26 protein-coding genes, 1 tRNA gene and 1 riboswitch are annotated in these 26,914 nt (G+C 52.8%); all 27 genes read left to right on the forward strand.

The features are described from left to right. Positions 1 to 215: 215 nt before the first annotated feature. Positions 216 to 417, forward strand: a riboswitch (cyclic di-AMP (ydaO/yuaA leader). 376 nt (positions 418 to 793) lie between these two features. The 27 genes from SK3146_RS20805 (at position 794) to spoIIE (ending at position 26,815) form a co-directional block, all read left to right on the forward strand. Further along, positions 794 to 1,933: a resuscitation-promoting factor gene (locus tag SK3146_RS20805; RefSeq protein ID WP_249860612.1), complete on the forward strand. Its 1,140-nt coding sequence runs from the start codon at positions 794 to 796 to the stop codon at positions 1,931 to 1,933. A 140-nt stretch (positions 1,934 to 2,073) separates the two neighbouring features. Next, positions 2,074 to 2,619: a ribonuclease M5 gene (rnmV, locus tag SK3146_RS20810; RefSeq protein WP_249860613.1), complete on the forward strand. Its 546-nt coding sequence runs from the start codon at positions 2,074 to 2,076 to the stop codon at positions 2,617 to 2,619. Positions 2,620 to 2,621: 2 nt separating this feature from the next. Continuing rightward, positions 2,622 to 3,524 (forward strand): 16S rRNA (adenine(1518)-N(6)/adenine(1519)-N(6))-dimethyltransferase RsmA, encoded by a 903-nt coding sequence (rsmA, locus tag SK3146_RS20815; protein ID WP_249860614.1) that lies wholly within the window; start codon positions 2,622 to 2,624, stop codon positions 3,522 to 3,524. Positions 3,525 to 3,614: 90 nt separating this feature from the next. Next, the gene (gene yabG / locus SK3146_RS20820; RefSeq protein WP_249860615.1) at positions 3,615 to 4,484 is read left to right on the forward strand and encodes a sporulation peptidase YabG; all 870 of its coding nucleotides are present in this window, start codon (positions 3,615 to 3,617) and stop codon (positions 4,482 to 4,484) included. Positions 4,485 to 4,671: 187 nt separating this feature from the next. Next, complete coding sequence (gene veg, locus SK3146_RS20825; protein WP_239630887.1) at positions 4,672 to 4,944, forward strand: biofilm formation stimulator Veg; 273 nt, start codon at positions 4,672 to 4,674, stop codon at positions 4,942 to 4,944. Between the two features lie 145 nt (positions 4,945 to 5,089). Continuing rightward, entirely contained in the window at positions 5,090 to 5,290 is a 201-nt protein-coding gene (locus SK3146_RS20830) for a small, acid-soluble spore protein, alpha/beta type (RefSeq protein WP_249860616.1), read from the forward strand. 109 nt (positions 5,291 to 5,399) lie between these two features. After that, on the forward strand, positions 5,400 to 6,254 hold the full coding sequence (gene ispE, locus SK3146_RS20835; RefSeq protein ID WP_249860617.1) for a 4-(cytidine 5'-diphospho)-2-C-methyl-D-erythritol kinase: 855 nt from the start codon (positions 5,400 to 5,402) through the stop codon (positions 6,252 to 6,254). 267 nt (positions 6,255 to 6,521) lie between these two features. Then, positions 6,522 to 7,340: a pur operon repressor gene (purR, locus tag SK3146_RS20840; RefSeq protein WP_249860618.1), complete on the forward strand. Its 819-nt coding sequence runs from the start codon at positions 6,522 to 6,524 to the stop codon at positions 7,338 to 7,340. A gap of 22 nt (positions 7,341 to 7,362) precedes the next feature. After that, positions 7,363 to 7,755 carry a RidA family protein gene (locus tag SK3146_RS20845; protein WP_249860619.1) on the forward strand — a complete coding sequence of 131 codons (393 nt, stop codon included), beginning with the start codon at positions 7,363 to 7,365 and terminating at the stop codon, positions 7,753 to 7,755. Between the two features lie 116 nt (positions 7,756 to 7,871). Further along, positions 7,872 to 8,156 (forward strand): septation regulator SpoVG, encoded by a 285-nt coding sequence (gene spoVG, locus SK3146_RS20850; protein WP_028551906.1) that lies wholly within the window; start codon positions 7,872 to 7,874, stop codon positions 8,154 to 8,156. 248 nt (positions 8,157 to 8,404) lie between these two features. Continuing rightward, the gene (gene glmU, locus SK3146_RS20855) at positions 8,405 to 9,808 is read left to right on the forward strand and encodes a bifunctional UDP-N-acetylglucosamine diphosphorylase/glucosamine-1-phosphate N-acetyltransferase GlmU (protein WP_283942774.1); all 1,404 of its coding nucleotides are present in this window, start codon (positions 8,405 to 8,407) and stop codon (positions 9,806 to 9,808) included. Between the two features lie 84 nt (positions 9,809 to 9,892). Beyond that, positions 9,893 to 10,534 (forward strand): 50S ribosomal protein L25/general stress protein Ctc, encoded by a 642-nt coding sequence (locus SK3146_RS20860; RefSeq protein ID WP_249860620.1) that lies wholly within the window; start codon positions 9,893 to 9,895, stop codon positions 10,532 to 10,534. A 214-nt stretch (positions 10,535 to 10,748) separates the two neighbouring features. Further along, on the forward strand, positions 10,749 to 11,312 hold the full coding sequence (pth, locus tag SK3146_RS20865; RefSeq protein WP_249860621.1) for an aminoacyl-tRNA hydrolase: 564 nt from the start codon (positions 10,749 to 10,751) through the stop codon (positions 11,310 to 11,312). Between the two features lie 88 nt (positions 11,313 to 11,400). Continuing rightward, positions 11,401 to 11,631: an anti-sigma-F factor Fin gene (locus SK3146_RS20870; protein WP_249860622.1), complete on the forward strand. Its 231-nt coding sequence runs from the start codon at positions 11,401 to 11,403 to the stop codon at positions 11,629 to 11,631. Between the two features lie 301 nt (positions 11,632 to 11,932). Then, entirely contained in the window at positions 11,933 to 15,454 is a 3,522-nt protein-coding gene (gene mfd, locus SK3146_RS20875) for a transcription-repair coupling factor (protein WP_249860623.1), read from the forward strand. After that, the gene (locus SK3146_RS20880; RefSeq protein ID WP_249860624.1) at positions 15,441 to 16,541 is read left to right on the forward strand and encodes a peptidylprolyl isomerase; all 1,101 of its coding nucleotides are present in this window, start codon (positions 15,441 to 15,443) and stop codon (positions 16,539 to 16,541) included. Before mfd ends, SK3146_RS20880 begins: the two co-directional genes overlap by 14 nt. 235 nt (positions 16,542 to 16,776) lie before the next feature. After that, complete coding sequence (gene spoVT / locus SK3146_RS20885; RefSeq protein ID WP_249860625.1) at positions 16,777 to 17,319, forward strand: stage V sporulation protein T; 543 nt, start codon at positions 16,777 to 16,779, stop codon at positions 17,317 to 17,319. Between the two features lie 166 nt (positions 17,320 to 17,485). Further along, complete coding sequence (locus SK3146_RS20890; protein ID WP_249866388.1) at positions 17,486 to 19,156, forward strand: putative polysaccharide biosynthesis protein; 1,671 nt, start codon at positions 17,486 to 17,488, stop codon at positions 19,154 to 19,156. Positions 19,157 to 19,329: 173 nt separating this feature from the next. Further along, positions 19,330 to 20,811, forward strand: coding sequence for a bifunctional methyltransferase/pyrophosphohydrolase YabN (gene mazG / locus SK3146_RS20895; RefSeq protein ID WP_249866389.1), 1,482 nt, complete (start codon positions 19,330 to 19,332; stop codon positions 20,809 to 20,811). A 78-nt stretch (positions 20,812 to 20,889) separates the two neighbouring features. Further along, entirely contained in the window at positions 20,890 to 21,162 is a 273-nt protein-coding gene (locus tag SK3146_RS20900) for an HU family DNA-binding protein (protein ID WP_249860626.1), read from the forward strand. After that, positions 21,162 to 21,437: an RNA-binding S4 domain-containing protein gene (locus tag SK3146_RS20905; RefSeq protein WP_249860627.1), complete on the forward strand. Its 276-nt coding sequence runs from the start codon at positions 21,162 to 21,164 to the stop codon at positions 21,435 to 21,437. The genes SK3146_RS20900 and SK3146_RS20905 overlap by 1 nt, the downstream gene beginning before the upstream one ends. Before the next feature lie 298 nt (positions 21,438 to 21,735). Then, the gene (gene yabP / locus SK3146_RS20910) at positions 21,736 to 22,020 is read left to right on the forward strand and encodes a sporulation protein YabP (RefSeq protein ID WP_249860628.1); all 285 of its coding nucleotides are present in this window, start codon (positions 21,736 to 21,738) and stop codon (positions 22,018 to 22,020) included. Next, complete coding sequence (gene yabQ / locus SK3146_RS20915) at positions 22,017 to 22,586, forward strand: spore cortex biosynthesis protein YabQ (protein ID WP_249860629.1); 570 nt, start codon at positions 22,017 to 22,019, stop codon at positions 22,584 to 22,586. The genes yabP and yabQ overlap by 4 nt, the downstream gene beginning before the upstream one ends. Before the next feature lie 136 nt (positions 22,587 to 22,722). After that, positions 22,723 to 22,935: an FtsB family cell division protein gene (locus SK3146_RS20920; RefSeq protein ID WP_249860630.1), complete on the forward strand. Its 213-nt coding sequence runs from the start codon at positions 22,723 to 22,725 to the stop codon at positions 22,933 to 22,935. Positions 22,936 to 23,094: 159 nt separating this feature from the next. Continuing rightward, positions 23,095 to 23,598, forward strand: a complete 504-nt coding sequence (locus SK3146_RS20925; RefSeq protein ID WP_249860631.1) for a S1 domain-containing RNA-binding protein — start codon at positions 23,095 to 23,097, stop codon at positions 23,596 to 23,598. A 200-nt stretch (positions 23,599 to 23,798) separates the two neighbouring features. Continuing rightward, a tRNA-Met gene (locus tag SK3146_RS20930) sits at positions 23,799 to 23,872 on the forward strand. Between the two features lie 447 nt (positions 23,873 to 24,319). Beyond that, complete coding sequence (spoIIE, locus tag SK3146_RS20935) at positions 24,320 to 26,815, forward strand: stage II sporulation protein E (protein WP_249860632.1); 2,496 nt, start codon at positions 24,320 to 24,322, stop codon at positions 26,813 to 26,815. Positions 26,816 to 26,914 lie beyond the last annotated feature (99 nt).

Consider the following 26,914-nt stretch of genomic DNA (forward strand, 5'->3'; position numbering starts at 1 on the left):
GGGGTCAAGACAGCCCTTTTTTAGTCGGAAACGCGATAATCGAAGAAAATGGCATGAAAAACTAAGACATGGTTAGAAAAACAAGGGTCCAATTCGTAAAATCGCGCTTAAAAAACGGTTTTGGACGAAAATGAATCTTTTTTGCCGAGTTTGTATACTTTACAACATCGCATCCGACAGCGTAAACTCAATATTAACTTAATACGATTACCATTTTTCCACTATCGCTGAGTTTCCATAAGGGAAACGGGGGAACCGTAATTGGACCCGTCTTATTTTTCAATAAGACTAAGGTCACATTTTCTGGGGTGAGTCTTGGAGAGGTTAAGATCAAGATGATATTAACGCTTATCCAAGTAGGGCGACTCTCAAGTCCGAATCCGTCAGCTAACCTCGTAAGCGTAAGAGAGAGGTAACGATTGTCGTGTGCTTTATTTCATTAACTTGATGAAATAATCAAAGTCACGGGAAGAGTCCTCTTTCCGATGACTTTTTTTATGTTCTCCCGTCAACGTGATATTTGTCCGACAACATAATTGACTTTTAGAGAACGGGGAGGTGCTGGCCGCACGCAGGACCAGAAACGATATGGATCGAAAGGTTGCAGCCCTTAGTGGACCACTAGGAATGTTACATTTCGCTGAAGGGCGAGAAATTGGCGAAGCCGGTCTTCAGTGAAAGAGCGTCGACAGACGTTATCCGTTAACCACAGATTGCAAAACTTAAACCATAGTCGCGTCAGATCAAACATGCGTAACACTCGACGGCGGGGCTTTGAAGGAGGACCGAACTAGTGGGAGCTATTCAACACGAGCAAACCCATGTAAGACGATCATCCAGCATGTCCTTCGCATTGCGATGGAAGCATGAAAACTTGCGTATGATATCCACCACTGCACTTATTTCATTCGCTTTGACTTTCATGTTCTTAATAATGTTATACGGTACGGCTACCAAGAAGGTGACCGTCGTTGTGAACGGACAAGAGACCGTTGTTTATACCAAACAATGGGATCTGCAGCGTTTACTGGATGAGCAACAGATTCAAGTCGGGGAGCATGATCGACTCTCCGCTGCGCTGGATTCGAAGGTGAAGACGGGGGACCGTATTACCATCGACCACGCGAAGCCGGTTCAGCTTACGGCTGACGGTGAAACGAAGACGATCTACACGGTGGCCAAGACCGTAGGAGACGCGTTGCATGAATTGAACGTGCCCGTCGGAGAACTGGATAAGGTGAGCCCGGAGCTGGAGGCGTCGCTGCCGGATAGCGGTGCGGTACAAATTGTCCGGGTGAAGAAAGAGCTTGAGGAAGTATCGGAAAAAATCGCGTTTGACGTTGTGAAGAAAAACGATCCGCAGCTTGTAAAGGGCAAAGAACAAGTTGTGCAAGAAGGCCAGGAAGGCGAAGTCTTGAAGAAAAAAGAAAAACGCTTTGAAGACGGAGTGCTTGTCTCCGAACAGGTGGTTGACCAACAGGTCAAAACGGAAAAAGTCAATAAAGTGGTTGCCGTAGGTACGAAAAATCCGGTTGTAATTTTATCGGCGTCATCGCCGAATCTTCAAGAAGTAACCAAGAGCGGCGTATCCTTCGGCGTGAAGCAGGTCATTAACAATGTAACGTTAACGGCTTATTCCGCAGGCGCGGCTTCGACAGGCAAAAGCGCGGAACACCCGCAATACGGTGTGACGTCAACGGGCACGAGAGTAACGGAAGGTCGAACAATTGCAGTGGACCCCAAGGTGGTTCCGCTGGGCTGGTGGGTGTATATCGACGGCCTGGGCTTCCGCAGAGCGGAAGATACCGGCAGCGCGGTGAAAGGGAACATTATCGACGTGTATTTCGACAGCAATGACTATGCTAACCGCTTTGGCATGAAGCGAGGATACACCGTTTATGTGATCGGACCGAAGAAGCCGACCGCGGACTAAGGGGCTGCAATTAGGGAAGACTCATTATATATACGGCAAGAGGAATGAGAAGAGGGATGCCTCTTCTTTTTTCTGTGTGAAGAACATTACCGCAAGGAAGCGCGAGACGCCCTTGGCTTTGTACGAGAGAAGGTAGTAAGATGATTAAGGAAATCATTGTGGTGGAAGGCAAGGACGACACCGTCGCCATTAAGCGGGCGGTAGAGGCCGAAACGATCGAGACCGGCGGGTCGGCGATCAACGATGAGATCATTAAGCGGATCAAGCTCGCGCAGCAGCGCCGCGGCGTTATTGTGCTGACGGACCCCGATCATGCCGGAGAGCGTATCCGCAAGATTATTACGGCGCGCGTACCGGGCTGCAAGCATGCGTTCATTACGCAGGAGGAGGCTACGAGCCGCGGCGACATCGGCGTCGAGAACGCCTCGCCGGAGACGATCCGCAAAGCGTTATCCAATCTGCGGACGGATTATGAAGCGGCGGAGTCGGATATAACGTGGGAGGATTTGATTAACGCCGGCATGATCGTGCATCCTCAGGCCGCCGCAAGGCGGATGGAGATGGGCAGACAGCTCGGCATCGGCTACTGCAACGGGAAGCAGTTTTATAACCGCTGCCGGATGTTTCGGATTTCCCGCGAAGAATTCGCTGTAGCGTGGAAGCAACTTGAGAAAAAAGAGGGTTAAAGATGGATACGATAAGATCAGGTGTACAGGAGGACATTGCCTCCCCGAAAAAAACAAAGGAGCTGTTGCAGCGCCATGGCTTCACGCTAAAAAAAAGCTTGGGGCAGAACTTTTTGATCGATCCTAACATTTTGTACAAGATCGTATCGGCTGCGGGATTGGATTCGGCCAAGGGCGCGCTGGAGATTGGCCCCGGCATCGGAGCGCTGACGCAGCAGCTTGCCAAAACGGCAGGACGCGTCGTAGCGATTGAGATCGACCAGAGGCTGCTGCCGTTGCTGGAGGAGACGCTGGAGCCGTATCCGAACGCGAGCGTCGTTCAGGGCGATGTGCTCAAGGTCGATCTGAAGCCGCTGTTCGAGCAGTATTTCCAAGGCTTCGAGCCGGTGAGCGTCGTAGCTAACCTGCCCTATTACATTACGACGCCGATTATTATGAAGCTGCTGGAGGAGAAGCTGCCGCTGGAGCATATCGTCGTCATGATTCAAAAGGAAGTGGCCGAACGGATGTCGGCGCGGCCCGGAGGCAAAGATTACGGCAGTTTAAGCATTGCGGTGCAATATTATTGCGAGCCGGAGCTGGTGACGATTGTCCCTCATACCGTGTTCATTCCTCAGCCTAACGTGGATTCGGCGGTTATCAAGCTGAAGGTTCGCGGGAAGCCTCCTGTCGAGGTAGAGGATGAAGCGTTCTTCTTCGATGTCGTACAGGCTTCGTTCGTACAGCGCAGAAAGACGATATACAATAACCTGGCTTCCCGCTTTTACACCAAGGAAACCAAGAGCGAGCTGGAGGCTGTGCTGCAAGAAGCGGGAATCGAGCCTTCGCGGCGCGGAGAGACGCTGTCGATTCAGGAGTATGCGAACTTAAGCCGCTGCTTGTCCAGAGCTCTGGGGCGATCCTGAGGGCTCTGGAGCGGCCCGTATGAAATTAGGGCTCGGTGAATCACCAATTGCCTATTGACGCCATAGGATACACGAGGAGGCGATTTGGCCATGAAACAGGGAGACCTCGTTACTCGTAGATCGTATGGTGGTGACATCATATTTAAAATTCAAAATATTATTCGGCAGCAGGCGGTGCTGCGCGGAGTAGATTACCGGCTGCTCGCCGACGCTCCGTTGACCGATCTGACCACGGTAACGGTCAATGCTAACAGTCAGACCGCGGCGGGCAGCCGACCGCCATGGATGGAAACGATGCGCAAATCGAGAAACCGGGCGGTGACCGGATACGCCTCTGCGAACGGTACCGGCGGCGAAACGGCGCCGGCCTTTTTTGAAATGCCGGGCAAAGTGCTTCATCTGGACGGAGATCCGGCGTATTTGCGCAAATGCATGAATTTATACGGCGAACTGAAGGTTCCGGCCGAAGGCTATTACGTATCCGAACCGCATATGGCGGATGCGATGTATCGGCTGCTTCCGCAGGTGAAGCCCGATATTGTCGTCGTCACCGGACATGACGGGATTTTGAAAACGCGTCGCAGCGGGGACATCGCCAACCTGGGCAGCTACAAAAACTCCCACCACTTCGTAAATGCCGTCCGGGTGGCTAGACAGTACGAGAAGAACAAAGATACGCTGACGGTCGTGGCCGGAGCGTGCCAATCGCACTTCGAGGCGCTGATGCAGGCCGGAGCGAACTATGCAAGCTCGCCGTCCCGCGTTCTGATCCATGCGCTCGATCCGCTGTGCGTGGCGGTTAAAGTGGCGTATACGCCCATTCGGGACACGGTGAATATCGTCGATGTCATCGGTCTGACGCATAGCGGCTTGGAGGGGATCGGCGGGGTGGAATCCCGCGGCAGTTATCGGCGCGGCGTGCCCGTCATTCCAAAAAATATGTATCAACAAGCGCCTTAGGGGCGCTTTTTCTTTGTAAATTCGACAATTTTGTGAACGAAGTTAGAGGGTGAAATCGTAAAAACTCTTTAAAACAAGGAAAAATTGCGTTGACAACAGCTTTGCATCGCTGATATAATATTTGTCCTAATTTGACATACTACTTCCATTGGGTTATAATTTACAAGGAAAGAGGTGGTAGTAGTCAATGGCTAAAAATTCGCTATTGGATATCAAACGCAGTTTGGAACCTCATGTCGGACAGAAAATTATGTTAAGAGCAAACGGCGGTCGCCGTAAGACGATCGAGCGCTCCGGTGTATTGGAGGAGACCTACCCTTCCGTTTTTATAGTCAAGCTGGACCAGGAGCAGAACGCTTTCAAGCGCGTCTCGTACAGCTATGCAGATATACTTACCGAGTCCGTTGAAGTCACGGTGTGCAACGATGATGGACAAGTGCGGATCACGATACAGCAATAAGGGCTTTACCTAAGCGGCATGCTCCTTGGCTTGAGGGGATGCCGCTTATTCTTTGGCTCCTAGTATGTTCCGCTGCCGAATGCCGCATGGATTATCATAACGGGGGAATACTACTTGTATCCTACGGTAAAGGAGATGTTTGCGAATGGCACGAAGAGGCCGGGGCATGATGTCGGAGCAATTCAAATACGAGCTCGCCAAAGATTTGGGCTTTTATGAAACCGTGCAGCGTGATGGTTGGGGAGGTATACGAACCAAAGATGCGGGCAATATGGTAAAGAGAGCAATCCAAATTGCCGAGCAAGAGATCTCGCAACAGCCTCCGCAGCAGCCGCCGAGGTACTAGATAACGTCTTTACGGAAGCTAGAGCAAGCCAAGCGCTGCTTTAGCTTTTTTTTGTTTCTTTTTTGGTATAGTATTAGGGAATAGAATAGAGCTGCAAAGAAGGTGTCCTATGAAAGTTTTTGAAAAAGCGCCGGCTAAAATCAATCTGTCGCTGGATGTTCTGCGGAAACGGGAAGACGGCTATCACGAGGTCGAAATGGTTATGACCATGGTGGACTTGGCCGACAGGATCGAGATGCAGGAACTGCCGCGCGATACCATTATCATATCGAGTCAAGCGGGCTATATTCCTTTGGACGAGAAAAACTTGGCCTTTCAAGCGGCTAAGCTGATCAAAGACCGCTATGACGTGAAGCAAGGCGTTTACATACATTTGGACAAAAAAATTCCGGTTGCGGCCGGGCTTGCGGGAGGAAGCAGCGATGCGGCGGCGACGCTGAGAGGATTGAACCGGTTATGGAAGCTGAACATACCTGCGGAGGAGCTGCAGCGGCTGGGAGCGGAGCTCGGTTCGGACGTGCCGTTCTGCGTAACCGGAGGGACGGCGGTAGCCCGCGGGCGCGGGGAGAAGCTGGAGCCGATCGATTCGCCGCCGCAGTGCTGGGTCGTGTTGGCCAAGCCTCCGATCAACGTATCCACATCGGAAATTTACGGCAAGCTTCGGGCCGCCGCCATCCAGCATCATCCGTCGACGGAGCGGATTGTCGAAGCAATCGTGCACAAGCGATTCGACCTGTTATGCGCAAGCCTCGGCAACGTTCTGGAGGAAGTGACGCTGGACTTGTATCCGGAGGTAAGGCAGCTGAAAGAATGCATGATCCGACTCGGTGCTGACGGCGTGCTGATGTCGGGCAGCGGACCGACTGTATTCGGTTTGGTGTCCAAGGAAGCGAAGGTTCCGCGGATTTACAACGGCCTGCGCGGCTTTTGCAAAGATGTTTATGCAGTTCGGCTTTTAACATGACTACATGATACTTTTATGTTAGCTGAATGTTAGAATAAATTTCATGGACATCTTGAAAAAATACGTATAAAAATGATATAGTCACATTATAATATTCGGATTTCACTGCCTATTTATAAAACCGTAACGATACTGGACGGCCAAAACGGACAGCTCTCTTTTGCAGGGAGCGGCGGATTGGCTTTATCACGATATCCGCAAAAATTCGGCGCCGGAAATTCGGCAGGCCGCGGGTATGCAGGCTTATATTTTGAAGGGGGTTATTTCATGAAAAAATTAAAACGAAGCGCAAGGTTGGTTGAAATGACTCAATACTTGCTATTTCGCCCCCATACACTAATTCCTTTAACAACGTTCGCGGACCGGTATAATTCCGCTAAATCGTCGATCAGCGAAGATTTGGCCATCATTAAGGAAGTGTTTGAGGAAGAAGGACTGGGCGAATTGCAAACTTTGGCCGGAGCGGCTGGGGGAGTCAAATTCATACCTAAGGTCAGCAAGGAAGCGTCCTTGCAGTTCATTCAAGGAATATGCCGCCAATTGGAGCAGCCGGAGCGAATCTTGCCGGGCGGTTATTTGTACATGTCCGATATTATGGGACAGCCGCTTATTTTGAATGAAGTAGGGAAAATGTTTGCAACCGCGTTTGCGGGCAAAGATATCGACGTTGTCATGACGGTGGAAACCAAAGGGATTCCGCTCGCCTATGCGACGGCTTCATTTCTAAATCTGCCGGTCGTCATCGTGCGACGGGATAACAAGGTGACCGAGGGCTCCGCGGTGAGCATCAACTATGTATCCGGCTCGAACAAGCGGATTCAGACGATGTCGCTGTCGAGAAGAGCGCTGAAGGAAGAGTCACGGGTGCTTATTATCGACGACTTTATGCGGGTGGGCGGAACCGTCCATGGGATGATGGATCTTTTGAAGGAATTTAACGCCACTGTCAAAGGTGTAGGCGTTTTCGTAGAGTCCGGCGAGGTGGAGGAGCACCTGGTAGAGGATTACATATCGCTTGCCAAGCTGTCCGCCGTAGATCCGAAGACCAAGCAGATTACCGTCGAACCAGGCAACTATTTCCAATAATATAAATGGAGAGTGATTGAACATGAAGTTGACAACGATCGCAACAAACGAGGCTCCGGCGGCTATCGGACCGTATTCTCAAGCGGTGCAGTTCGGCAACGTGCTGTTTACGTCGGGACAAATCCCGCTCGGATTGGACGGGCAAGTGGTCGAAGGCGGAATCGAGGAGCAGACGCATCAGGTGTTTCGCAACTTGGAAGCGGTTTTGGCCGCTGCGGGAGCAGGGTTCGGCGATGTGATCAAAGCGACGGTGTTCATCAAGGATATGAATCAGTTTGCGACCGTCAACGAGATTTACGCTTCCTACTTCGGAGACCATAAACCGGCGCGTTCTACGGTGGAAGTGGCCCGTCTGCCCAAGGATGTGCTTGTCGAAATCGAACTGATCGCGGCGACAGGTGTCGAAAAACAATAAAATAATCAATTATTTATAAATTTATACATTTTTGATTAAAAAAAAGAAGGATTTTGCCCTAAAATGTGGAATTTTATATCCCAAGTCTCCCAGATGGAAAAAGGTGGTGAACACTAATGCAGATTACAGACGTTAGACTCCGTCGGGTTAACTCCGAGGGAAGAATGAAAGCCATTGCTTCCATTACCATCGACAACGAATTTGTGGTTCACGACATTCGTGTGATTGACGGTAACAACGGCATGTTCGTCGCCATGCCAAGTAAGCGCACGCCAGACGGAGAGTTCAGGGATATTGCACATCCGATCTCTTCTACCACTCGTGAAAAGATTCAAGCCGCCGTTTTGGCTGAATACGATCGAGCAGCAACAGAGGAAGAAGTAATCGTAGAAGGGGCATAATTCAGCTGGGAGAGGGCCGACAGAGGCTCTCTTTTCTTTTTACGCGAATTCATATATAGTGATTTGAGGAGTCATTTATACGTTTTTTTTCAAAGGATGGGCCTAAAGGTGGCATAGCTTTCGAAAGGTTTTTCTATAGAGAAATCGGGGCAATTGCATCTAAAGGCACTTCCTTTTGGCATGAGGCAAGCAAAGCGCAAGAGGGGTCCTTAAGAGAAGTATCCGAGAGCAGAAGGAGTGGACTGTAGTTGAACATAATGGGGATTGTCCTCGCAGCGGGACAGGGCAAACGTATGAAATCGAAGCTGTACAAAGTGCTTCATGAAGTATGCGGCAAGCCGATGGTCGGTCATGTCGTCAGCGCATTGGAGCAATTGAATACCAAGCGCGCCGTCGTTGTTGTAGGGCATGGAGCCGAAGCCGTCAAGGCGTATCTCGGAGATCGCGTAGAATATGCGATGCAGGAGCAGCAGCTCGGAACCGGCCATGCGGTGCTGCAGGCGAAAGATCTGCTTGCCGACGAAGACGGGCTAACCGTCGTCCTGTACGGCGATACGCCGCTGGTAAAGAGCGAGTCGCTCAAGGATATGATCCGCGCTCATCAGGAAAAAGGCGCTGCGGCAACGGTCATGACGGCGATTTTTGATAACCCGTTCGGACTCGGACGCATCATCCGCGACGAAAATGGACGCGTCTCCAGAATTGTCGAGCAGAAGGACTGCAACGCCGAGGAGCGGGAGATTCGCGAGATCAACTCCGGCATGTACTGCTTTACGAACCGCAAGCTGTTCGAGGCGCTGAATAAGGTGACGAACAATAATTCGCAAGGCGAGTATTATTTGACCGACGTGATCGGCATTCTCGTAAGCCAGAACGATATCGTGGAGGCTTACTGTACGGAAGACGCCGCCGAGACGCTCGGCGTGAACGATCGCGTGGCGTTGTCCGAGGCTGAACATATTATGCGCGAGCGCATTAACCGGGAGCATATGCTCGGCGGGGTTACGCTGATCGATCCGGCGAGCACGTATATCGGCGCCGATGTGCAGATCGGAGCGGATACGATCGTGCTGCCCGGCACGGTGCTGAAGGGCGCTACGGTCATCGGGGAAGATTGCGTCATCGGCCCGAATACGGAAATTGAGGACAGTACGATCGGCAGCGGCGTTCAAGTGAAGCAGTCGGTGCTGTCCCAAGCGAAGGTCGGGGACCAAACCTCGATCGGGCCGTTCGCTTACTTGCGTCCGGGGGCCAATCTGGGCAACGGCGTGAAAATCGGCGATTTCGTGGAAATCAAAAACGCTACGCTGGCCGATGAGGTGAAGGTGTCGCATCTAAGCTATATCGGCGACGCCGTCATCGGCAAAAACGTCAATTTCGGCTGCGGCGCGATCACCGTGAACTACGACGGCTTCAACAAGCAGCTGACCGAGGTGGAAGAGGATGCGTTCATCGGCAGCAACGTCAATCTTATCGCTCCGGTCAAAATCGGCAAAGGGGCTTATGTCGTCGCAGGCTCGACCATCACGCATAACGTGCCTGCCAACGATCTGGCTATCGCCAGAGAGCGCCAGGTGAACAAAGAAGGCTACGCGGAGAAGCTGCGTTCCAAGTTCTACGCGAAGAAGCAGCAGTCGAAGACAAAACAGTGATTGGTTTCCCCTTCATTTGGGCAAAGTAAGAGTAGGTGAGTGTAATTCTATTCTTGTGCCTATTGATGAAGGAGGATTTCACATATGGAAGCAGCATTGAAGGCGGAAACGCGCAAGTCGGATACGAAGTCCGAGCGCAAGGGGCTTCGCGCCAAAGGGAACATTCCAGCCGTCGTTTACGGAAAAAAAGTAAGCAATACGCCGATCGCTATAAACGAGAAGGAACTGACGGCGATCCTGCGCACCAACCCCCATGCCATTATCGACATGGTTATGCCGGATGGAAGCAAACAGCCTGTGATGATCAACGAGATCCAGCGGGACCCGATCTTGAGAACGATTCTGCATGTCGACTTTCACCAAATCAATATGGATGAACCGGTATCGACGACCGTCCGCCTCGACTTTATCGGCGACGCCGTAGGCGTGCAAATGGGCGGCATTCTGCAAATACAGCATCATGAAATCGAGATTCGCTGCTTGCCGAAGCAAATTCCGAATGCGATCGAAGTCGATGTCAGCGGACTGGAGGTCGGCAGCAGCATTCTCGTCTCCGACTTGAAGGTGGGCAGTTCCATCGAGATCAAGTCGATGGCGAACGACGTATTGGTCACCGTGCTGGCGCCGCAGAAGGAAGAAGCCGCCCCGGATACGGCGGAAGAAGCGGAGCAGAAGGCGGAAGCCAAAGCGGAAGCGGATGCGAATCATCCTCAAGAGACGGTATAGCTCTGGTATTGTTGCAGTGCAGAGGGCGGACGAAAATCGGCGGCGGCCGGGTTTCCGACGTCTTCTCGGCTCATCCTTGTTGCGGAGCGTGTCGAACGGCTTGTTCGATCCGCTCCTTTATCGCGTTCGGCGGCTGTGGGGGCCGGAGCGACATGCGCAGTCTGTGCGCAAACGGCGAAAGATGCCCCTAAACCGAAGGGAGAGCTAGAGTAACATGAAATGGTTTGTAGGTCTGGGCAACCCGGGCAAGCAATATGAAACGACTCGGCATAATATCGGATTCATGGCTTTGGACCGGTTTGCCGACAAGCACGGCATTAAAATAACGCAGAACAAATGCAAAGGTCTTCTCGGCGAAGGGAATATTAACGGGCAAAAAGTGTATCTGCTCAAGCCGATGACGTATATGAACTTATCCGGCGAATCGATTCGCGCGTTTCTCGATTTTTATAAAGCTTCGGTTGAAGATCTCGTCGTTATTTATGACGATCTGGATACGCCGTACGGGCAAATCCGCCTTCGTTATCAAGGCAGCGCCGGAGGGCATAACGGCATTAAATCGACGATACAGCATTTGGGCACGCAGACGTTTAACCGGATTCGCATGGGCATTAACCGTCCGGCCCCGGGCTACAATATAGCGGATTATGTGCTGTCTTCGTTTTCCAAAGAAGAATTCAAAACGATGCCGCAGGTGCTGGATACGACTTGCGAGGCGATGGAATACGCGCTGGAGCAGCCTTTTGAGAAAACGATGGCCAAATTTAACGGCGCATAGTGCGATCCTTTACGCCGCGTGCTTGCAAAATAGCGCAGGCTAATATTCTCCTTTTTTGGTCATAATGATGAAAAAGGAGGAGTGAGTCATGTCTATCAAATACGTTTGCCGTCACTGTCATACGCTGATAGGGGAATTGGAGCGGCAGCATGTGAGCGATGAGCTGCTCGGTTTCCATTTCTTGACCCCCGAGGAGCGTCAGAGTATAATATCGTATAACCCAAACGGCGATATGACCGTCAATGTGGTTTGCGATTATTGCAAGGAAGCTCTGGATCATAATCCCGAGCTGTCGCTTGTCACCAGTCCCCTGCAGTAATAAGGCGGGGGCGGCATCGTTTGGAATATATGCGCCTGGGCTAGCGAAGTCTGGGTTCTTTTTCGAGTACGCCGGCATAAGATTCTTAACCGTCAAGGTTTACCATATGATGAGTCAAGGATAACGAATTGTCTTCCGCCATAGAAGACGGGATTCGTTGGTTTGGCGATGTTCAAAGGGAGATAAGGAGCGTCACCTTGCGCCAAAAGGTGTTGCTCCTAGTACCCGTTGGCGGAAAACTTACCACAATGGCAAATGATGAGAAGAGGTTTTGGTTGATGGGCGAGAGGGGGTACGTTTTTTGCAAGCTTTAATCGAAGCATTCTCCGCGGATCCTGACCTGCAGAGCATCGTATCCGGTGTTCAATCGGGAATGAGGGAGCAATTGATCTCCGGATTGTCCGGTTCCTCGCGGCAGGTGATGCTGGCCGCTTTATATCATGAACTCGGGCGGCCTCTGTTTCTGGTTACGCACAACATGTTTTCGGCGCAAAAAATTTTCGAGGATTTGGTGGAATGTCTGCCAAGCGACAAGGTGATCCTTTTTCCGGCACAGGAGCTGCTGGCTGCAGAGTCGGCCGTAGCGAGCCCGGAAATGCTGGCTCAGCGGATCGACGCGCTGACGAGGCTGGCGGACGGCTTCCGCGGTGTCGTCGTCGTTCCGTATGCGGGAATGCGGCGGGTTCTGCCGAACAAGGAGATGTACGCGGAAGCGCGGATCGCCGTTCAGGTGGGGCAGACGCTGCAGTTGGATTCGTTTATTGCGGAGATGGTTCATCTCGGCTACGAGCGCGTGGAACGGGTTGAGAACAAGGGAGAGATGAGCGTCCGCGGCGGTATTATCGACTTGTACCCGCTGTCTTCGCTGCACCCGTACCGCATTGAGCTGTTCGATGTGGAAGTGGATTCGATCCGGTCGTTCGATATTGCCGATCAGCGCTCGATAGAAAAAATAAACGAGCTGATCATTACGCCGTGCTGTGAAATTATAGCCGATGGAAAACGGTTACAGAGCGCGGCTCAGCACGCGTACGAGCTGCTGCAGACGCAGCTGGAGAAGATGGCTGACCGCGGCGCCAAGGAACGCCTGCTGGAAGGCGTAGGGCACGAAATCGAACAAATGCGGGAAGGGCAGTATTTTGCCGGTTTGTTTAAATATATTTCGCTATTGTTTCCCGAGCGCCAAACGCTGCTGGATTATATGCCCGAGGATTCGGTTCTGCTGATTGACGAGCCGTCCCGTTTGCTTGAGACGGCGAAGCAATTGGAGAGGGACGAAGCCGAATGGACGACCATGTCGCTGCAGGACGGGAAGAGCATTCCGGCGCTGGTGTTGTCCAAGTCTTATGAAACCTTGCTGCAGCGCAAGCCGTATCCAACATTGTACATGTCGTTGTTCTTGCGCCAGGTGCCGCAAACCCAGCCGCAGAATATCGTCAATTTCATGTGCCGCGTGATGCAAAATTTCCACGGTCAGATGAACGTGCTGAAATCGGAAATGGAGCGTTGGAAAAAATCGGGCGCCAAAGTGCTGCTCCTGGCAAACGGCGAGGAACGGGTCGACCGCGTTCGGCGGGTGCTGGCGGATTACCATATCGAAGAGCCGACGATTTTGAACGGCAATCTTCAAACCGGCTTCGAGCTGCCGAACATTCATCTGGTCGTCATCACCGAAGGTGAGATGTTCACCCAGAAGCAGCGCAAAGCGCGCAAAGTCGAAAAGAAAATGGCGAATGCCGAGCGTATCAAGAGCTACCAGGAGCTGAAGATTGGCGACTATGTCGTTCACGTCAATCACGGGATCGGGAAATTCGTGGGCATCGGCACGTTGGAAGTCGGCGGCATTCATAAAGATTATTTGCACATTATGTACGCGGGGGGAGACAAACTGTCTGTCCCGATCGATCAGATCGATCATATTCAGAAGTATGTCGGTTCCGAGGAGAAGGAGCCGAAAGTATATAAGCTGGGCGGCACCGATTGGAACCGCGTCAAGAGCAAAGTGCGCTCTTCCGTTCAGGACATTGCGGACGATCTGATCAAGCTGTACGCCGAGCGGCAAGCGGCCCAAGGCTATGCTTTTACTGCGGACAGCACGTACCAGCAGGAATTCGAAGGCATGTTCCCCTATGAGGAAACAGGGGATCAGCTGCGGGCGATTCGTGAAATTAAGGACGACATGGAAAAGCCGCGGCCAATGGACCGGCTGTTATGCGGCGACGTAGGCTACGGCAAGACGGAGGTGGCGATCCGCGCCGCGTTCAAATCGGCCATCGACGGCAAGCAGGTGGCGGTTCTTGTGCCGACGACCATTTTGGCGCAGCAGCACTATGAAACGTTCCGCGAGCGCTTCTCCGGTTATCCGTTCAACATCCAGGTGCTGAGCCGGTTCCGTTCGAAGAAGGAGCAGTCCGATACGATGAAGGGAATCAAGGCAGGCACTGTCGATGTGGTCATCGGAACGCACCGGCTCTTGTCGGCCGACGTCAAATTCAAGGATCTCGGTCTTCTTATCGTCGACGAGGAGCAGCGCTTCGGGGTGTCTCACAAAGAAAAGCTGAAGCGGCTGAAAACGAATGTGGACGTACTCACGCTGACGGCGACGCCGATTCCGCGCACCTTGCATATGTCGATGCTTGGGGTTCGCGATTTATCCGTTATCGAAACTCCGCCGGAGAACCGCTTCCCGGTTCAGACGTACGTCGTGGAGCACAGCAACGCGCTCATCCGCGAAGCGATCGAACGGGAGCTGGCGCGGGAAGGACAGGTATACTACCTGTATAACCGCGTGCAAGGGATCAATCAAATGGCGGAGCAAATCTCGATGCTTGTTCCGGATGCCAGAGTGACGGTGGCTCACGGTCAAATGTCCGAGCAGGAGCTGGAGAAGACGATTCTCGACTTCCTGGACGGCGAATTCGACGTGCTTGTCAGCACGAGCATCATCGAGACCGGCGTCGACATTCCGAACGTCAACACGCTCATTGTTCACGATGCCGATAAAATGGGCTTGTCCCAGCTGTACCAGCTTAGAGGACGGGTCGGCCGTTCCAACCGGATCGCCTATGCGTATTTCTCGTACCAGCGGGACAAAGTATTGACGGAGGTTGCGGAAAAAAGGCTTCAGGCGATAAAAGAGTTTACAGAACTTGGATCAGGGTTTAAAATTGCCATGAGGGATTTGGCTATTCGCGGCGCGGGTAATTTGCTTGGGGCCGAACAGCACGGGTTCATCGCTTCGGTCGGATTCGACCTGTACTCGCAGATGCTCGCCGAAGAAATCGCCAAGAGGAAACAGGAGATCAGCGGGGAAGAGGCGGAGGTGCAGAAGCCTTGGAATACCCAGCTGGACATTCAGCTTGATGCGTATATTCCCGGAGATTACATTTACGACAGCGTTCAAAAAATCGAGATTTACAAAAAAGTGGCCGGCGTGAAAACGCTGGAGGAAGCTGCCGAGCTGCACGACGAACTCGTCGACCGTTTCGGCGATTTGCCGCAAGCGGTGTACAATCTGCTGACCGCTGCGAGATTGAAAGTATATGGTTCGATGTATGCGATCGAAACGATATCGCAAAAGGGAACGGATTACGAGGTCAAAATGCATGCCGACCAAACCGGCAATTTGGATGGACAGAAGCTGCTCGAAGTAACCGGGGAATTTGACGGTCGGGTGAAGCCGATTTCCGGACCGCAAATTCATTTCCAAGTCAAGGGCAAGGGGTTAAAGCCAGAAGAATCCATCGATTTGCTGGAAAGGTTTCTGGTACAATATAAGCGTGCGCTGAAATTGAAGGGAGAACTACAGGATGTTGCAAAATAAATGGAAGACGGCTAAGAAAGGGCTTATCGCTCTGCTGGCTGTAATGACGATTATCTCCGCCGCGGGATGCGGCAAGAAAGCGGATTCCGATACCGGCGCGGCAGCCGGAAGCGGCGCTGCGGCAACGAATAAAGACGCAGCGGAGGTGCTCGTTACTTATAAAGACGGCGGGAAGGTAACCCGCGGCGAATTCGACACGTTCTTGAACACCAATCTGCTGTTCTATAAAGAATATGCCCAGTACAAAGAAGATCCTGCGTTTCAGCAGGATATGATGAAGCAGCTCGTTACTTTCAAGGTGCTGTCCGCCCGTGCGGACGACAAAGCCAAGACCGCTGCCGACGAGAAGACGAAAACCCAGATGGACCAGATTAAGGCGTTCATGGGCATGCAGGAAGGCGGCATGGATAAACAGCTGAAGGATGCGAGCATTACCGAGAAAGATCTGGAGACGTTCGTCTCCCGCAGTATGCAGGCGATCGAAGCTATGGAAAGCAAAGTAACCGACGATCAAGTGAAAGCCGAGTACGACAAAAATATCGCAGCGGACAAAAATGTTTACGATGTAGCGACGGTTCGCCATATTCTGGTCGGTACGACCGATGCCGCGACAGGCAAAGAAACGCGTTCCAAGGAAGATGCGCTGAAGCGCGCTAAGGAAGTTCAGGACAAGCTGAAGAACGGCGGCGATTTTGACGCATTGGCCAAAGAGTACTCGGACGATCCGGGCTCCAAGGACAACGGCGGCAAATACGAGAACGTCGAAATTTCCCAGTGGGTGCCGGAATTCAAGAAAGCCGCTGCCGAGCTGCCGCTTAATCAAATCAGCGATCCGGTAGAAACCAGCTACGGATACCACGTTATGAAGGTCGAAGCCCGCAAAACCAAAACGTTCGACGAAGTAAAAGAAGATTTGCGCTCGCAGCTGGCCGAAACGCAAATTTACGACTTTGTCGACAAGGAATTGCCGACGATGATCGAGACCAATACGCTGCCTAAACCTGAAGAAAAAGCGCCGGCCGCTTCTCCGGCTCCATCGTCTTCACCGGCGCCGGAAGCTCCGAAATCGGAAACGCCTAGCAAGTAATATATTACCAGGATGCCCTGCAGGGCATCCTGTTTTTATTTCTCAAATATGGACATAATGAAAACAACGGCGCCGCCGGTACATAGCGGTAAATCCTACGCTAAAGAAGGCAACAGATGTATAAGTCAATGGGAATCGAAGAATACTATGGCTACTAATTGAATTCCCTCCATTTGTATACACCGTGCTATCCAGTCGAATCTAACTCTTCAAGGAAAGCGAGGCATCTAGAAATATGAAAGCAACTGGAATCGTTCGTCGCATTGACGATTTAGGAAGAGTGGTTATCCCCAAGGAAATTCGTCGGACACTCAGGATTCGCGAAGGGGACCCGCTGGAGATTTTTGTGGATCGTGACGGGGAAGTTATCCTGAAGAAATATTCTCCGATCGGTGAGCTTGGCGACTTCGCCAAGGAGTATGCGGAATCTTTGTACGAGGGCACAAATCATATTACGATGATCTCTGACCGCGATACGATTATCGCCATAGCAGGCGGATCGAAGAAGGATTTTCTGGAGAAGCAGATCGGTCCGCTTGTAGAGGCGTGTATGGAAAACCGCAAATCCTCCATGGAAAGCTCCATGGGACAGTATGAAATTTGTAAGGATGTCACAGAAACATATTCCTCCTATGTGATCGCTCCAATTGTAGCCGGGGGGGACCCTATCGGGGCCGTTATCCTTGTAAGCAAGGACGAGAATGTAAAAATGGGGCAAATGGAAACCAAAATGGCCGAAACGGCGGCGGGTTTCCTCGCAAAGCAAATGGAACAATAGATATGATTGATCGATAAGCTTCCTGACGAACGGATCCTGCAAGGATGCGAAGGTTGGGAAGCTGTTTTTGTGCTGCGCTCGTTTTTCACCAGGCTTCTAATGGTATATAATGAGAGAGAATTCGGAGGAAGCCGCGCCGGACGAACGACGAAAGAAAGGGCGAACGATGAACGGGGATGCGAACAAACATGGCGAATCCGGCAAAGCCGCGGGCTCTGCGCTGCTTAAGGGCGCTGCGGTGCTAGGAATCGCCGCTGTGGCGTCCAAGCTGATCGGGACGATGCAGAAAATTCCGCTGCAAAATATAGCGGGAGACGGGGTTTTCGGGATTTATAACGCGGTTTATCCGCTGTACATTTTAATTTTGTTTTTGGCGACGGCCGGCTTCCCGCTGGTCGTCTCCAAATTCGTTTCGGAACAGGCTGCCGCAGGACGCGACGCCGAAGCCCGACGGGTGCTTAGGGTGGCCGCAACGACGCTTGCTGCAACAGGACTGTTGTTTTTCGCGTTATTGTATTTCGGAGCGGAACGCCTGGCATGGCTCATGGGCGCCGAGCAAACAGGGCCGGCCATTCGCAGCGTTTCGTTCGCACTGTTGTTCGTGCCGGTCATGTCGGCGCTGCGCGGTTATTATCAAGGCTACCAGAACATGATTCCGACGGCGGTATCTCAAGTCGTGGAGCAGTCGGCGAGAGTAGTCATCATGTTCGCGCTGCTCCTGCTGTTCGTTCGCTACGGCTGCGGCCCGGAGCGGATCGCGGCCGGAGCGACCTTCGGCTCCGTGGCCGGCGCTATGGCCGGGCTGCTCGTCATGCTCTGGTTTTGGCGCAGGGACCCTAGACGAGCCGGGCTCAAGGCGAAGCAAGGCGCCGAGGCGGGCGCAGCGCCGGCGGAGAGCAATTGGAGCCTGGTTCGGCGGCTGCTGGCCTACGCGCTGCCAATCTGCCTCGGCACGATTGCGCTGCCGATTCTTACGCTGGTCGACTCGTTTACCGTGCCGCGTTTGCTGAAGCTTCACGGAATGGACGAGACCGGCGCGCTGCTGCGCTTCGGCCTGTATAATCACGGGCTGCCGCTCGTACAGCTGGTCGCCATGATCGCTTCGTCGATGTCGGCCGCTCTCGTGCCCTCCATTGCCGATGCGAAATGGCGCGGCGATGCCGAGGCGCTTCGCAGCCGGACGGCCATGTCGCTGCGGCTCGCCTGGCTGGTCGGGCTGGCGGCGTCCGTAGGGCTCGCGATGCTGGCCGAGCCGATTAACGCGATGCTATTCAAAAGCCCGGAAGGCTCGTGGACGATGGCCGTGCTCGCCTACACGGCCTTATTCAGCACGCTGAACATCGTGGCGTCCAGCGTGCTGCAGGGCTTCGGCGCCGTCACCGCGCCGGCGCTGTATTTGCTCGCCGCGGCCGCGGTCAAGGTCGCGGGCAACATCGCCCTCGTGCCGCGCTGGGGCATCGACGGCGCCGCCGCCGCGGCGGTGGCCGCCTACGCGCTCGCGGGCTTGCTCGCGCTCGCGCATGCGCTGCGCGCCGCCGGCGTGCGGCCGGCCCCGGGCCGGGCGGTCATCAAACCGCTGCTGTGCACCGGTTTGATGGCCGTGGCCCTGCTGGCCGTGACGCACGGCCTGCCCGCGCTGCTCGGCGCGCTGGGCGCGAGCCTGCCGCCGCGGGGCATGGCCGCGGCGGTGGCTCTCGTCGGCGTCGCCGCGGGGGCGCTCGCGTATGCGCTCGCGCTGCTGCGCCTCGGCGCCGTGACGGCGGCCGAGCTCGGGCAGGTGCCGCAGCTTAGCGGCAAGCCGCTTGCGCTGCTGCGCAAGTACCGGCTGCTGCGCTAGAGCCGGCGCAGCCCGGCTAACGGGAGCCCGCGGGCCGTCCGGGCCTATCGCTTCGGCCCGCGGGATCTTGAACGGCCCGGCTCCCGGCTGCGGGGGCATACGGTTGCCGCACATACGGCGTCCGGTAATCCGGCCGCCGCCGAATCGTCATATCATAAGGAGGCGAGTGCATGATGCAACCGCGCATTACCGTCGTCGGACTAGGCTCCGGAGACGAAGATCAATTGACGCTCGGCGTCTGGAAAAAGCTGAAGCAAGCGAAAAGGCTGTACCTTCGCACCGATCAGCATCCGATGGTTTCGCTGCTGCGCGATAACGGAATCGCCTATGAATCGTTCGATTCGATATATACAAGCAATGATACGTTCGAGCAGGTATACGAAACGATCGCCGGTCAGCTGCTGCGCTTATCCAAAGAGGAGCAAGGGGAGGTCGTTTACGCCGTGCCGGGTCATCCGATGGTGGCCGAAATGACCGTCCAGCTGCTGCGGGCCCGCTGCCCGCAAGAGCAGGTCGAGCTCACGTTTATGGGCGGAGAAAGCTTTCTCGATCAGGCGTTCGTTACGCTTGGCTTTGATCCGATCGACGGCTTTCAGCTGCTGAACGGGACGGATTTGTCGGTTTACAGTCTAAACCCGCTGCTGCATATCGTCATCGGCCAAGTGTACGACACGCATACGGCTTCCGATGTGAAGCTGACGCTAATGGAGTTGTACCCCGACGATTGGGAGGTCGTGGTCGGCCATGCGTTAGGCGTTCAGGGCGAAGAGCGGATTCATCGTATCCCGCTGTTCGAACTGGATCATTTGAAGGATTACGGCAATTTGTCGCTCGTATGGGTGCCGCGCTCCGGCGAAGAGCGGCTGCGCAGCCGGACCTTCGCCCGCTTGCACGAAATCGTGGAAATTTTGCGCAGCCCGGAAGGCTGCCCTTGGGACCGGGAGCAGACGCACCAGTCGCTTCGCAAAAACTTGATCGAGGAAGCTTATGAAGTACTGGAAACCTTCGACGAGGAAGACCCGGACCATATGGCCGAGGAGCTCGGCGATCTGCTGCTGCAAATTATGCTCCATTCGCAAATCGAGGCGGAAGAGGGCGGATTCACTGTGTGGGACGTAATCGGCGGACTGAACGAGAAGCTGATTCGCCGTCATCCTCACGTATTCGGAGAAATGAAGGCGGACGATGCCGACGAGGCGCTCAGCAACTGGCAGCAGATCAAGCAGGAAGAGAAGCGCAAGAAGGGCATCGATCCCAACGAGCTTCCGCTGCTTTCCGGAGTTCCCCGCGAACTGCCCGGGCTGATGAAGGCGTACAAGCTGCAGAAGAAGGCCGCTGCCGTCGGGTTCGACTGGTCCGAGCTGGGTGAAGTGTTGAATGTTGTCGAATCGGAGCTGTCGGAATTGAAGGAAGCGATCGCCTCTTTGTCGAAACAGGAACAGCAGGAAGAGCTTGGCGATTTGCTGTTTTCCGTCGTCAATTTGGCCCGTTTTCTGAAGGTAGAACCGGAAGAAGCCATGTCCCAGGCCAATCGCAAATTTTTTGAAAGATTTGGTTATATTGAGCGGCAGCTGCGTTTAAAGGGCAAATCTTTTGACCAAACTGATTTACAAGAGATGGAATCTTTGTGGCAGGAAGCAAAAAAAGTTTTATAAATCGACAATGGCTAGCAGGAATTTCCTGATAAACAAAGAATACTAAGCATAGTGTTATTTTGAGGAGGAAATGTATCCATGAACAAAACAGACTTGATCAACAACATCGCCGAAAAAAGCGGGATGACAAAAAAGGACGTTGAAACCGTTCTTAATAACTTCTTGGGTGAAGTAACAGATGCGCTGTCCAGCGGCGACAAAGTTCAGCTTATCGGTTTTGGCACTTTCGAAACTCGCAAACGTTCCGGACGCACGGGCCGCAACCCGCAAACCGGTAAAGAAATCAGCATTCCTGAGTCCGTAGTTCCAGCTTTTAAAGCAGGCAACAAGCTTAAAGAAGCGGTAAAATAATGCGTCTTGACAAATTTCTCAAGGTTTCCAGACTGATCAAGCGGCGCACGGTCGCCAAAGATGTGTCCGATCAAGGACGCGTCTGGATCAACGGGAAAGATGCCAAACCGAGCAGTGCGGTTAAAGTTGGCGACGAACTGAAAATTCAGTTCGGACAGAAGAGCGTCACCGTAAGGGTGGAGCAGCTGTCGGAATCGACCCGCAAGGAAGATGCCGCCAAGATGTACACGCTGCTTAGCGAAGAAATGCATAAAACCGAATTATGGCAAGGCTGAAGAGACTGATGTTTCAGTCTCTTTTTTGGTTCTATTTCTGGACATCCCCCCATACTTTTAAGTAAACAAGCTTTGTTCGTGAAATTGTCTTTTGTTATGACGCAAGACGAAGGTCCGTGTAACGAACCGGAGAGTTTACGTGTCGCCTTTGAAAACGGGTTCTATCCTTTGGCCTTTATGTAAATTGAAGGAACCCGTTTTCAACAGCGGCCGGAGGTTGTTACACGGAACCGCAGTCTTGACGAGTCATAACAAGCCGGCTTATTTCACGAACAAAGCTGCCAGGAGGGGGCGTATCATGGCAATAGAGCCGGGAAAAGTCAAACGACAAGAAATCAAGATGCTCAACCGCAAACTGCTCGAAGTATCCGGCGTCATGAATGTAGAGAGCTTCGACAGCGAGGAATTTTTACTGGAGACCGAATTCGGGTATTTGATGATTAAAGGACAGAACCTGCACATCAAAAACTTGAGCCTTGATCAGGGACTTGTCGCTATCGAAGGATTGGTGAACGAGCTGGCCTATGTAGACACGAATTCCCAAGGAAAATCCAAGGGATTTTTCGGGAAGCTGTTTAAGTGACTCTGCAAGTTCAATTCGTCACCATGGGCATGATGCTTTTAGGGGGTCTCTCGTTAGGCGGACTGTTCGATTTGTATCGGGTGCTGGCAGGCCAGCTACGTGCGCCCCGTTATGCCTATTACCTCCTGGACATCTTTTTTTGGTGCGTCGGCACGCTGCTTGTATTCAAGCTGCTTTACATGAGCAACCTGGGACAGGTGCGGATGTTTATTTTCATCGGGTTATTTATTGGCGTCGGAGTGTACTTCCTGCTCTTCAGCCGAACGGTCATTGGGATCATTAAATGGATGATCAGAGCGGTCCACGCGACGATTCGTGTCGGTAAAACAACTATCCGGTTGTTTATTGTAATTCCGGCTATATGGATCTATAGGACTACCGTCGTGTTTTTGGGGTTTTTACTGGCTATCGCTATGTTCCTGTATAAAGTTGTGCTACAATTACTCTATCCTATCTGGAGGCTGTTATTGTGGCTGCTCAGGCCCCTGATCAGATGGATCCGATTACCTATTTGGGTGAAGAAAACGGCTCAATGGACCGCGGCATGGTTTCGTCGCTTCTTTTGAACAAAGTGGGAGGGTTTTACATTCTATGCCATCCGTTCCGGCAGTAAGCAATGACGCCAAACCGAATAATAAAGGCTCATATCGCAGACGCCGTTTGGTGATGATTATACTTGCATGCTTTATGAGCTGGGCTGGCGTGACGTTATGGAATCAAATCGGGAAGCTCCAGGAGCGCGCCGAGAAGGTGACGGCCCTGGATCAAAAGTATAAAGAAACGCAGCAAGTCAATGAAGATAACAAGCGGGAGATCGCGAGATTGAACGACCCCGAGTATGTAGAGCAAAAAATTCGCAAAGAGCTGCACTATGTAAAGCAAGGCGAGACCTTGTTTTACGTGCCGAAAGAATAAAAGTAGAGACTGCCGTAATCCTCTTGTTGACCGTATTGCGGCGAGTACGTTATAATCTGCATTGTTAGGGTTTTTCTCGCACTGAACGCGGTCGCTCATCGGTGAATAGACGTCAATAGACGTTTTTCTCAATTATTTAAGGGAGGAACATTTTACTTTATGGCAATTGAAGTGGGCAGCAAGCTGGAAGGAAAAGTAACGGGCATTACTCACTTTGGGGCGTTTGTAGAGCTACCTGAGGGCGGTACCGGCCTTGTGCACATCTCGGAGATAGCAGATAACTACGTTAAGGATGTCAACGACCACTTGAAACTTAACGACGTCGTTACAGTCAAAGTGATTAATGTGGACAAAGACGGCAAAATCGGATTATCGATCAAGCAAGCGGTAGATAAACCGGTGGAAGCTAAGCCCGCTCGTTTTGAAAGACCCGGTGGCGGTTCCGGCGGCATGGGTGGCGGCGATCGAGGCCCTCGTGGCGGCGGTGGCGGTTTTGGCGGCCGTGGAGGCGACCGTGGCGGCCGTGGAGGTAAACCTCCTGCTGGTAAATTAACGTTCGAAGACAAAGTGTCGCGCTTTTTGAAAGACAGCGAAGAGCGGATTTCGTCCCTGAAAAAGAATACTGAAGGTAAACGCGGAGGCCGTGGGGCAAGACGCGATTAATGATACGAATGGGAGCCGGGGGAGCGTGTGATCGCTTCCTCGGCTTTTTGTTGCCAGGGGAGATAGGGAAACAACTATCCCAAAAATCCGGTTTCAACAGCGACTGGAAGATCAAATGGGCGCCGCAGCGGCTTTTTTTACCGCACTTTTAGGGCTGCTTGACAAATCGGATAGCTCTGATATATACTAAGATTCGTTGTGGCGGTGTAGCTCAGCTGGCTAGAGCGTACGGTTCATACCCGTAAGGTCGGGGGTTCGATCCCCTTCGCCGCTATTCAGATGCACAATTGAAGACACCCTGTCAGGAATGATCCTGTCAGGGTGTCTTTGTTTTTTAGGGCGGACAGAGTCGGATTGTTGCGGGAAGGCGGCGGCAGTTTGAAAGGATGTGGGATAAATTCCCATTTCTTGTCGGGCGAAACGGTTTCTTTCAGTAGTTTTGTCGTTTCCTTAGCGCATATAGAGCGAATCGACAGTATGCAACGGCAATAGAGCGGGGTTGTCTATAGGAATAACCGAACGGATGTTTTGGACCAAGGCGGAACGGGACAGGAACCGGTTTCCGCGAGGCCTTATGCGGCAAGGGATACGGCTGTTTGCGCGGCCGGTCTTTTTTTTGTCGGAAAAAACTTTTGTTCTACCAACTCATTCTGACAAACTTTATACTAGAGTGCCTCTATACTAGAGAACACAAATAGTATATGGGTGGTGTGATGAATATATGCAAAGAAAATTAAATGCCAATCAAGCCGGAATCGTGTGGACCCGTTTTATCCAATCAGGAAAAAACCGTATCGCAAGCCTGGTCGTACAAAATCGTTTGGTTCAATCGGTAGTAGCCAAGAAATGGTCGATTCTATTGTTGTTTATGGCATTTCTTTTAGGCAGGGCGATGATCCTCGACCAGCTTGCCCCGTTCGCCGTAGCCTACTTTGCCGTCATGTATTATTTGCGCAGGGAGCTGCTTTTTTGGACAGGCGCTTTTTTGCTCGCAGGCAGCCTCTTCTCCGCGGCTCCGCAGCACGCCGGTTATATTGCGGTGGAGATGCTCGTCTTCCTCCTTATCCAAAAGGGGGTCGAACGGTTCCAACGCTCCGACATATCGTATGCGCCCATCATCGTATTCGCCGCGACGTTCCTGGTGCAGCTTTTCTCTTATCTCGTCAGTACGGAAATGACGTGGTATACGCTCATGATGACCGGGGTGGAGTCGATGCTCAGCCTTATTTTAACCCACATCTTCTTACAGGCGATCCCTGTATTTACTCTTACCCGTAAAAACTATCATTTGAAGCACGAGGAGGTTATTTGCCTCATCATTTTGCTGGCGTCCGTTATGACGGGAACCGTGGGCTGGATGGCCGGGCCGGTAACGGTCGAGCATGTTCTCTCCCGATATTTGATCCTGCTGTTCGCTCTCGTGGGCGGAGCACCGCTGGGGGCTTCCGTCGGCGTCATCACGGGCCTGATTCTCAGTCTGGCGAATTCCAACGCCATCTATCAGATGAGTCTTCTCGCCTTTGCCGGTCTGCTGGCCGGCCTGCTCAAGGAAGGGAACAAGCTGGCGGTATCGCTCGGGATGCTGCTCGGTTCCTCTATCCTTTCCATATATATAGGAACTCAATCGGAGGTGATAGGCTCGACCTGGGAGTCGGCCGCCGCCGTCCTGCTGTTCGTGCTGACCCCGCGGGCCGTCGTGCAAATGCTGGCCAAGTATGTGCCGGGGACGCAGGAGAATCTCAAATCCCAGCATGATTATGCGAAAAGGGTGAGGGACGTGACGGCAAGCAGGGTGGAGCAATTTTCCGAAGTGTTTCGCCAGCTGTCGCGCAGCTTCAAGCAGATTACGGCGGACGCACAGCCTATGCAAAAGGAGGAAGAGGTAGGCCACTTTATGAATTCGGTAGCGGAGCGATCCTGCTCCGGCTGCTGGAAGCGTAAACAATGCTGGGACGACAAATTTTATCAGACCTACAAGTATATGACCGATATGATGACGGAGGTGGAGCTCAGGGACAATATGTCGCGCAAGCATATACTGCCCCAATGGAAGAAGCATTGCACCAAACCGGAGCATGTGCTGGAGGTGATGAAGCAGCAGTACAGCCTGTACAAAAACGACCAGCGCTGGAAAAAACAAATTATCGACAGCCGCCAGCTGGTTGCCGAGCAATTGTCGGGCGTGTCCCAGGTCATGGAGGACTTGGCCAAGGAAATCAAGCGGGAGGGGCAGGAGCTCTTCATGCAGGAAGAGCAAATTCGCAGTGCGCTGGAGGAGCTCGGATTATCGATCCACAGCATCGATATCATCAGCCTGGACGAGGGGAATGTGGAAATCGAAATCATCCATCAATATACGAAAGGATTTGATGAATGCCGCAAAATTATCGCGCCGCTCTTGTCCGAGATCGTCGGCGAGCATATCGCCGTCAAAAACGAGCAGGCGCTTGAGAGGAAGGAAGGATACAGCACGGTCGTCTTCGGATCGGCCAAGGAATACGAGGTGGAAACCGGCATCGCCGGAGCGGCCAAGAACGGCGACCTGCTGTCGGGAGACAGCTTCAGCACCGTGGAGCTCGGCAACGGCAAATTTGCCGTGGCGCTCAGCGACGGGATGGGCAACGGCGAAAGAGCCCGCGCGGAGAGCAGCACCGCTCTGGATATTTTGCAGCAGCTGCTGCAATCGGGCATGGATGAGAAGCTGGCGATCAAGTCGGTCAATTCGGTGCTGATGCTCCGCTCGTCCGACGAGATGTACGCCACCGTCGACGTGGCGCTCATCGATCTGTATAATGCCAATACGACGTTCCTCAAGATCGGATCGACCCCGAGCTTTATTAAGCGCGGCAGCGAAGTATTCCCGATTACGGCGAACAATTTGCCGGTCGGGATCGTCAGCGACATTGATGTAGATCTGGTCAGCCTGCCGCTGAAGCCCGGCGATATTTTAATCATGATGACCGACGGCATTTACGATGCGCCGGGCCATGCGGTGAATAAGGAGATGTGGATGAAACGCGTTATTTCGGAGATTCATACGGAACATCCTCAGGAGTTTGCCGACGTTCTGCTGGAGCGGGTCGTCAGATATCATCACGGGCATATTTACGACGACATGACGGTAGTTGTGGCCCGGGTGGAGAAATACCAGCCGGAATGGGCAACCTTCCGCTGGCCCGGGCTGGAGCGGATCGAGCGGCCGAAGACGGTCAGTTGACGGAATTTTGTCCAACATTATTTGAAATCGAGGGATTCAGCGCTTTCTCCCGGACAGGGAGGGGGTGCTTTTTTTTGTTGTTTAGGAAAAGATGCGCAG

Origin of the sequence: Paenibacillus konkukensis (assembly GCF_023523925.1) — a bacterium.
GTDB lineage: Bacteria > Bacillota > Bacilli > Paenibacillales > NBRC-103111 > Paenibacillus_S > Paenibacillus_S doosanensis.